This is a genomic window from Methylocaldum sp. (assembly GCF_039794385.1).
Classification (GTDB): Bacteria; Pseudomonadota; Gammaproteobacteria; order Methylococcales; family Methylococcaceae; genus Methylocaldum.
In genome coordinates this window covers 22400-30351 of sequence record NZ_JBDIVO010000021.1, presented here as the reverse complement: position 1 = coordinate 30351, position 7952 = coordinate 22400, and the positions used below count along the sequence as shown (strand labels likewise).

7 protein-coding genes, 1 tRNA gene and 1 pseudogene are annotated in these 7952 nt (G+C 54.5%); all 9 read left to right on the top strand.

Features of this window, described 5'->3' with window-relative positions; all coding sequences use genetic code 11:
• Window positions 1-128 (top strand): annotated as a pseudogene (tuf, locus tag ABJK70_RS03610) (elongation factor Tu); the annotation flags it as partial.
• Between the two features lie 57 nt (window positions 129-185).
• Window positions 186-261 (top strand) — tRNA-Trp (locus ABJK70_RS03605).
• Window positions 262-305: 44 nt separating this feature from the next.
• A complete protein-coding gene (secE, locus tag ABJK70_RS03600; protein WP_077731951.1) occupies window positions 306-683 on the top strand; it encodes a preprotein translocase subunit SecE in 378 nt (125 codons plus the stop codon).
• Between the two features lies 1 nt (window position 684).
• Window positions 685-1218, top strand: coding sequence for a transcription termination/antitermination protein NusG (gene nusG, locus ABJK70_RS03595; protein ID WP_077731950.1), 534 nt, complete (start codon window positions 685-687; stop codon window positions 1216-1218).
• Window positions 1219-1312: 94 nt separating this feature from the next.
• The gene (gene rplK / locus ABJK70_RS03590) at window positions 1313-1744 is read left to right on the top strand and encodes a 50S ribosomal protein L11 (protein ID WP_077731949.1); all 432 of its coding nucleotides are present in this window, start codon (window positions 1313-1315) and stop codon (window positions 1742-1744) included.
• On the top strand, window positions 1744-2439 hold the full coding sequence (gene rplA / locus ABJK70_RS03585; protein ID WP_086133753.1) for a 50S ribosomal protein L1: 696 nt from the start codon (window positions 1744-1746) through the stop codon (window positions 2437-2439). Before rplK ends, rplA begins: the two co-directional genes overlap by 1 nt.
• Window positions 2440-2644: 205 nt before the next feature.
• Window positions 2645-3172 (top strand): 50S ribosomal protein L10, encoded by a 528-nt coding sequence (gene rplJ, locus ABJK70_RS03580; RefSeq protein WP_077731947.1) that lies wholly within the window; start codon window positions 2645-2647, stop codon window positions 3170-3172.
• A gap of 33 nt (window positions 3173-3205) precedes the next feature.
• Window positions 3206-3580 (top strand): 50S ribosomal protein L7/L12, encoded by a 375-nt coding sequence (gene rplL / locus ABJK70_RS03575; protein WP_077731946.1) that lies wholly within the window; start codon window positions 3206-3208, stop codon window positions 3578-3580.
• A gap of 266 nt (window positions 3581-3846) precedes the next feature.
• The gene (gene rpoB, locus ABJK70_RS03570) at window positions 3847-7923 is read left to right on the top strand and encodes a DNA-directed RNA polymerase subunit beta (RefSeq protein ID WP_347257420.1); all 4077 of its coding nucleotides are present in this window, start codon (window positions 3847-3849) and stop codon (window positions 7921-7923) included.
• Window positions 7924-7952: the final 29 nt, after the last annotated feature.

Here is a 7952-nt window from a genome sequence, read left to right as displayed (position 1 = left end):
CGGGGGACAACGTCAAGATCACGGTGAAATTGATCGCGCCGATCGCGATGGAGGAAGGCTTGCGCTTTGCGGTGCGCGAAGGCGGCCGGACCGTCGGGGCCGGTGTCGTGTCCAAGGTGTTGGAGTAGAAGTCGCGGGTTCTGCGCGTTACCGCGCGGGCGACTTGTCAAGTCGGCAGGGTATATAGGTCAGTAGCTCAATTGGCAGAGCAGCGGTCTCCAAAACCGCAGGTTGGGGGTTCGAGTCCCTCCTGGCCTGCCATCTCTGCTGCAAAGTAATCGCTTTTAATTTTGGTTAGGGTGTTCATGGCTGCTCGAGCAGAGTCAGGTTCTTCGGTCATCGACACGGCGAAGCTCGTGCTCGCAATCGGTTTGTTGATTGCTGGAGTAGTCGGTTTTTACTACTTCTCTCAGCAGTCTTTATTGTACCGAGTGCTCGGTGTCGTCGGCTTGTCGATAGCCTCGGTTGCAATGATTTTAACGACCTCGCTCGGAAAGAGCTTTTGGGGTTTTCTGAAAGAGGCGAGGGTTGAGGTTAGAAAGGTGGTGTGGCCGACGCGCCAAGAAACGGTGCAGGCAACATTAATCGTTATGGCCTTGGTTTTCCTTGTCGGCTTAATGCTGTGGCTGCTAGATATGTTCCTGTTCTGGGTAATTAGCCAGCTGACCGGGCAGGGGGCATAGCATGGCATTGCGTTGGTACGTAGTGCATGCGTACTCCAATTTCGAGAATCAAGTAAAGCGTTCTCTGGAAGAGCGAATTAAGCGGTCGGGCTTGGAACGCTTCTTTGGGAAGATTCTTGTCCCTACAGAAGAGGTTGTTGAGATGCGTATGGGGCAGCAAAGGAAAAGCGAGCGCAAGTTTTTTCCGGGATACGTTCTGGTTCAGATGGAGCTAAACGACGAAACCTGGCATCTCGTTAAAGAGGTTCCGCGAGTTCTTGGTTTTATCGGCGGAACATCGGATCGGCCGGCGCCGATCTCGGATCGGGAGGCCGAGGCCATCTTGAGTCGGGTCGAAGAAGGCGCAACGAAACCAAAGCCAAAGGTGCTTTTCGAGGTTGGTGAGGTTGTCCGAGTAGTTGAGGGTCCTTTTAAGGACTTCAATGGCGTGGTGGAAGAAGTCAATTACGAGAAAAACAAACTCCGTGTGTCGGTTTTGATTTTCGGGCGTTCAACGCCGGTTGAGCTCGATTTCGGTCAGGTCGAAAAAGCATAATCCTACTGTTGTTCATAATTTCCCGCGGCGAGCGTAGGCAGTATGTTGCGGGCATGGGGAGCTTTAAAGCGTTATCACCCATCAGGAGTAAATAATGGCAAAGAAAATAACCGCATATATTAAGCTTCAGGTCAAGGCCGGTGAAGCAAATCCCAGTCCTCCCGTCGGGCCGGCGCTCGGCCAGCGCGGTGTAAATATCATGGAGTTTTGCAAGGCATTCAATGCTCACACGCAAGGTGTCGAAAAGGGATTGCCTCTGCCCGTTGTTATCACGGTATATAGCGATCGTAGCTTTACATTCATCACGAAAACGCCTCCGGCCTCGGTTTTGCTGAAAAAAGCGATCGGTTTGGCTAAGGGTAGCAGCAACCCGAATACAAACAAAGTGGGAACCGTTACTCGCGAGCAGTTGGCGGAAATCGCCACCTTGAAATCGCCTGACCTGACTGCGGCCGATATGGATGCAGCGATCCGTACTATAGCGGGCAGTGCGCGTAGCATGGGCCTGAATGTGGAGGGTGTGTAATGGCGAGGTTGAGTAAGCGTGCTAAATCGATCAAAGAAAAGCTCCAGCCTGGAAAAATATACGCTGCCGACGAGGCCTTCGCTGTCTTGAAAGAGCTTTCGACAGTCAAGTTTGTCGAGGCGGTCGATGTAAGCGTAAATCTCGGTGTTGACCCGAGAAAGTCGGATCAGGCGGTTCGTGGTGCGACCGTGCTGCCCCATGGTACCGGAAAATCCGTTCGTGTCGCCGTGTTTGCGCAAGGCGCTAACGCCGACGCGGCGAGAGAGGCTGGTGCGGATATCGTCGGTATGGACGACCTCGCCGCTCAAGTCAAGGCAGGTGAACTCAATTTCGATGTTGTCATTGCTTCGCCGGACGCAATGCGCGTGGTGGGGCAGTTAGGTCAGATTCTCGGTCCGCGCGGCCTGATGCCCAACCCCAAAGTCGGCACGGTAACTCCGGATGTGGCAGGGGCGGTCAAGAACGCCAAGGCGGGACAAGTTCGTTATCGAACCGACAAGAAAGGCATTATTCATTGCACCATCGGCAAAGTGAACTTTGAGGCGGTGGCGCTGAAGGAGAATCTCGAGGCGCTGCTATCCGACCTTAAGAAGGCGAAGCCCTCCACATCGAAGGGCGTCTATCTGAAGAAAATTACCGTGTCATCCACCATGGGGCCTGGATTGCAGGTCGATCATGGTAGTCTGGCGGCATAAGTAAGACAGACTTTGGGTTGCCGGCACCGCCGGTAACCGTCAAAGACCGCAGGCGCGCCTGGTGCGCTTAATCGATAAAGCCTGCGCAGACGGTGTACTGAATCCGTGATCGGTGAAAGGAGCCGTTTTTAGGGGCATCCTGATTCTGGATGTTTTTTGGCTCTGAATGGTTCCCAACTGTTCAGACTACTATTGGAGGTAAAAGGTGGCGCTAAGACTGGATGACAAGAAAGCCGTCGTCGCAGAAGTCGCTGCTATTGCCGCTCAAGCGCACTCTGCAGTAGCTGCAGAGTATCGCGGGTTAACCGTTTCTGAACTGACCAACCTTCGTAAGGTTGCGCGCGAATCGGGTGTGTATCTGAGGGTTATCAAAAACACCCTCGCCCGTCGGGCCGTGGAAGGCACCGAGTTTGCGTGCATGCAAGAAGGGTTGGTCGGGCCGTTGATCTTGGCATTTTCGATTGAAGATCCAGGTTCCGCGGCTCGCGTGGTCTACGACTTTTCGAAGCAGCATGAAAAACTGGCAGTGAAGTTGGTTGCTGTGGGTGGAAAGCTGTATGGCGCCTCGGAGATCGAACGGCTATCCAAGCTACCGAACAAAGAACAAGCTTTGGCCATGTTGATGGGCGTAATGAAAGCGCCGATCGAGAAGTTCGTCAGAACCCTGGCGGAGCCTCATGCCAAGCTGGTTCGGACGGTGGCAGCGGTGCGCGATCAAAAGCAGGCAGCGTAAGCAAGGTTAGAAGATTTATTTTGGAGTATTTCGATGGCTGTATCTAAAGAAGATATTTTAGAAACCATTGCCAACATGACGGTGATGGAAGTAGTGGATTTGATTTCCGCCATGGAAGAGAAATTCGGCGTTTCCGCCGCAGCTGCGGTAGCTGTAGCGGCACCGGCAGCATCGGCTGCACCGGCGGCTGAAGAAAAGACCGAGTTCGATGTTGTTATGACCGGCTTCGGCGATAACAAAGTGAACGTCATCAAAGTGATTCGCGCGATCACCGGTTTGGGTCTGAAGGAGGCTAAGGATCTGGTCGAAGGTGTTCCTTCGACGGTCAAGGAAGGCGTGAGCAAGCAAGAGGCCGAAGATATCAAGAAACAATTGGTCGAAGCCGGCGCTGCGGTTGAAATTAAATAATTGTTGCTCCGTCTGACCTAAGTCGACCTTTATAAGGCTGGCAGCTGATGGCTGCCGGCCTTTCGGCGCTTGCGACGATCTTTCGTAAACGTGTATGGCTCGTCCTAGCGGAGAGCAGTTGAGGCGTACAGTGCAATCGAGTCCCCGGCCGAATTACTTCTACTGTCCTATGTCTAATTCTAATCCGCAAGTGGTCATCCGAGTCTTCTAATTTCCTTTTAGACATCGTGGTAATTTCGTTTGAACATTTAAGGTAAGGAACCACTATGGCCTATTCTTTCACCGAAAAAAAACGCATTCGTAACAGCTTTGGCAAGCGTCGTGACGTACTTGAAGTCCCTTATCTTTTAGCAACCCAAGTCGATTCATACAAGAGATTTCTGCAGGCTGACGTTCTTCCCAGCAAGCGTGTCGATGAGGGTCTGCATGCCGCGTTAAGATCAGTTTTTCCGATCGAGAGCCATACTGGGCATGCCATTCTCGAATACGTAAATTACTCCTTGGGCGAGCCCACGTTCGATGTCAAAGAATGTCAGCAGCGGGGCGCGAATTACGCGGCCCCCTTGCGTGTGCTGGTGCGTTTGGTGATCTATGACCGTGAGGCGCCTGCCAGTGCCAAGGTCGTGAAGGATATCAAAGAGCAGGAAATTTACATGGGCGAAATCCCGCTCATGACGGACACGGGGACTTTCGTTGTCAATGGAACGGAGCGCGTGATTGTCTCGCAGCTGCATCGTTCGCCCGGCGTGTTCTTCGATCATGATCGCGGAAAGACCCACTCATCCGGGAAGCTTCTGTTCAATGCGCGGATCATTCCCTATCGGGGATCCTGGCTGGACTTCGAGTTCGATCACAAGGACTGTGTCTACGTACGAATAGACCGTCGGCGAAAGCTGCCCGCCACAGTTCTTTTGCGGGCCCTAGGTTACGATAACGAGCAGATCATAAAACTGTTTTTCGAGACCAATCGCTTCTCGTTTATCAAAGAAGGCATTCTGCTTGATTTGATTCCCGAACGTTTGCGTGGCGACATCGCCAGTTTCGACATCAAGGCCGATGGTCAGATGATTGTAGAAAAGGGGCATCGGATCACGGCTCGGCACATCCGGCAGATGGATAAAGCGGGGCTGAAGCAATTGGACGTGCCGCGGGATTACCTCTATGGCAAAATTCTCGCTCATAATGTCATCGCCCCGAGCACAGGAGAGTTGGTGGCCAAGGTGAACGACGAGATCACGGAGGACCTATTGAGCCGCATCATTGCGGCCGGCATCGAGGCCATCGACACGCTTTACATCAACGACCTCGACCGCGGCCCGTACATGGCGAACGCCATGCGGATCGACACGACCGAGACTCAGCTCGATGCGCTGGTGGAAATCTACCGCATGATGCGGCCCGGTGAGCCGCCAGCCAAAGAAGCCGCGCAGACGCTGTTCGACAATCTTTTCTTCTCCCCGGACCGCTATGATCTGTCGGCGGTCGGTCGGATGAAGTTCAATCGCCGCCTCGGGCGTTCGGAGATTACCGGACCGGGCGTACTGACGAAAGAAGACATAATTGATGTCCTCAGGGAACTCATCAATATTCGTAACGGCATAGGCACGGTCGACGATATCGACCATCTGGGCAACCGCCGTGTACGGTCCGTTGGCGAAATGGTGGAGAATCAGTTCCGGCTGGGTCTGGTCCGCGTCGAGCGCGCCGTCAAGGAGCGCCTGTCCCTGGCGGATGCCGAGAACCTGATGCCGCAGGAAATCATCAATGCCAAACCGGTCGCGGCATCGATCAAGGAGTTCTTCGGCTCGAGCCAGTTATCTCAGTTCATGGACCAGAACAATCCGTTGTCCGAGGTGACCCACAAGCGCCGTGTTTCGGCCTTGGGACCGGGCGGCCTCGCTAGGGAGCGTGCGGGTTTCGAGGTGCGAGACGTCCATACGACCCACTACGGGCGCGTTTGTCCCATCGAAACGCCGGAAGGACCCAATATCGGTCTGATCAATTCATTGGCGGTTTATGCGCGTACCAATGAATACGGATTTCTCGAAACGCCATACCGTAAGGTGATCGACGGCATCGTCACCGACGAAATCGAATATCTTTCCGCGATTGAAGAGGGCAAGTATTTCATTGCTCAGGCCAGCGCCAAGGTGGATGAAAATGGTCGACTGATCGATGACCTGGTTTCTTGCCGGCACAAAGACGAGTTTACCCTTGCATCGGCCGATCAAATCAATTACATGGACGTGTCGTCACGCCAGATCGTGTCGGTCGCGGCATCGCTGATCCCGTTCCTGGAGCATGACGACGCCAACCGGGCATTGATGGGATCCAACATGCAGCGCCAGGCCGTACCGACACTGCGGACCGAGAAGCCCTTGGTCGGCACGGGCATGGAGCGCATCGTAGCCAGAGATTCCGGGGTAACGGTTATCGCCAAGCGTGGCGGGACGGTGGAGTTCGTGGACGCCGGACGTATCGTCGTGCGTGTGAACGACGACGAAACCGAAGCAGGCGTACCGGGCGTCGATATCTACAACCTGACCAAGTACACGCGGTCGAACCAGAACACCTGTATCAATCAAAAGCCCCTAGTAAAACTGGGTGACAGCGTCGCGAAGGGCGACATCCTCGCAGACGGACCGTCCACCGACATGGGTGAACTAGCCTTGGGTCAGAACCTTCTGGTGGCGTTCATGCCCTGGAATGGATGCAATTTCGAGGACTCTATCCTGATTTCCGAACGAGTGGTGCAGGACGACCGCTTCACGACCATCCATATCGAGGAAAAAACTTGCGTCGCTCGCGATACTAAACTCGGACCGGAAGAAATCACTGCCGATATTCCGAATGTCGGCGAAGCCGCGCTGGCCAAGCTGGATGAGTCCGGGATCGTTTATATCGGGGCCGAGGTAAAGGCGGGCGATATTCTGGTGGGGAAGGTCACGCCCAAAGGCGAAACCCAGCTGACCCCTGAAGAAAAACTGCTCCGGGCCATATTCGGCGAGAAGGCGTCGGATGTGAAAGACACATCTCTGCGCGTGCCCTCCGGCATGGACGGCACTGTCATTGACGTCCAAGTGTTCACTCGTGACGGCGTCAAAAAGGACGATCGGGCGAAGCAGATCGAGCAGGCGGAAATCGACCGGGTCAAGAAGGACCTGAACGACCAGTTGCGGATCATCGAAAAGGACTTTTACCAGCGTGTGGAGCAGATGCTGCTGGGCAAGCTGGCCGAATCGGGCCCGAACAGGCTGCGCTCCGGAGAGGTAATCACCCGCGAGTATCTGGAGGGACTCAAACAGTCCCAGTGGCTGGAGATTCGCCTACAAGACGAAGACTTGAACGTTCAACTCGAAGCCATCGCCGAGCAGATCGCTCAGCAGCGCGAGGAAATGAACAAGCGGCTGGAGGAAAAAAAGAAAAAGATCGCCATGGGCGATGATTTGCCGCCCGGGGTCTTGAAGATGGTCAAGGTCTATCTGGCCGTCAAGCGTCGCATCCAGCCGGGTGACAAGATGGCGGGACGCCACGGTAACAAGGGTGTTATTTCTCAGATCGTCCCCGTCGAGGATATGCCTTATCTTGCGGACGGAACTCCAGTTGACATCGTGCTCAACCCGCTAGGCGTGCCTTCGCGTATGAATGTCGGTCAGGTATTGGAAACCCATCTTGGCTGGGCTGCCAAAGGGTTGGGGCTCAAGATCGGCAAGATGCTGGAAGCCAAGGCCAAGATCGAGGAAACGCGCCAGTTCTTGAAGGAAGTCTATAACTGCAGTGGCAAGAACGAAGATTTAGACCTGTTGTCCGATAACGAGATTCTCGAACTCGCCTCCAACCTCAGGGGAGGGGTGCCCATGGCTACGCCGGTTTTCGACGGTGCCACCGAGGACGATATCAAGACCATGTTGCGCTTGGCGGATCTACCGGAAAGCGGCCAAACGCGGCTAACGGACGGACGTACCGGCGAAATCTTCGATCGGGCCGTCACCGTCGGCTATATGTATATGCTCAAGCTTAACCATCTGGTCGACGATAAGATGCATGCCCGCTCCACCGGACCGTACAGTCTGGTTACGCAGCAACCTTTGGGTGGCAAGGCCCAGTTCGGCGGTCAGCGCTTCGGGGAGATGGAAGTCTGGGCGCTGGAAGCTTATGGCGCAGCCTATACCCTTCAGGAAATGCTCACGGTCAAATCGGACGACGTCACCGGGCGTACCAAGATCTACAAGAACATAGTCGATGGTGACCATCGCATGGAGGCGGCCATGCCCGAGTCGTTCAACGTGTTGATCAAAGAGATTCGATCCCTCGGCATCAACATCGAGTTGGAACAGGACTAATACGCTAGACGCATGATCCGGACCGTCTA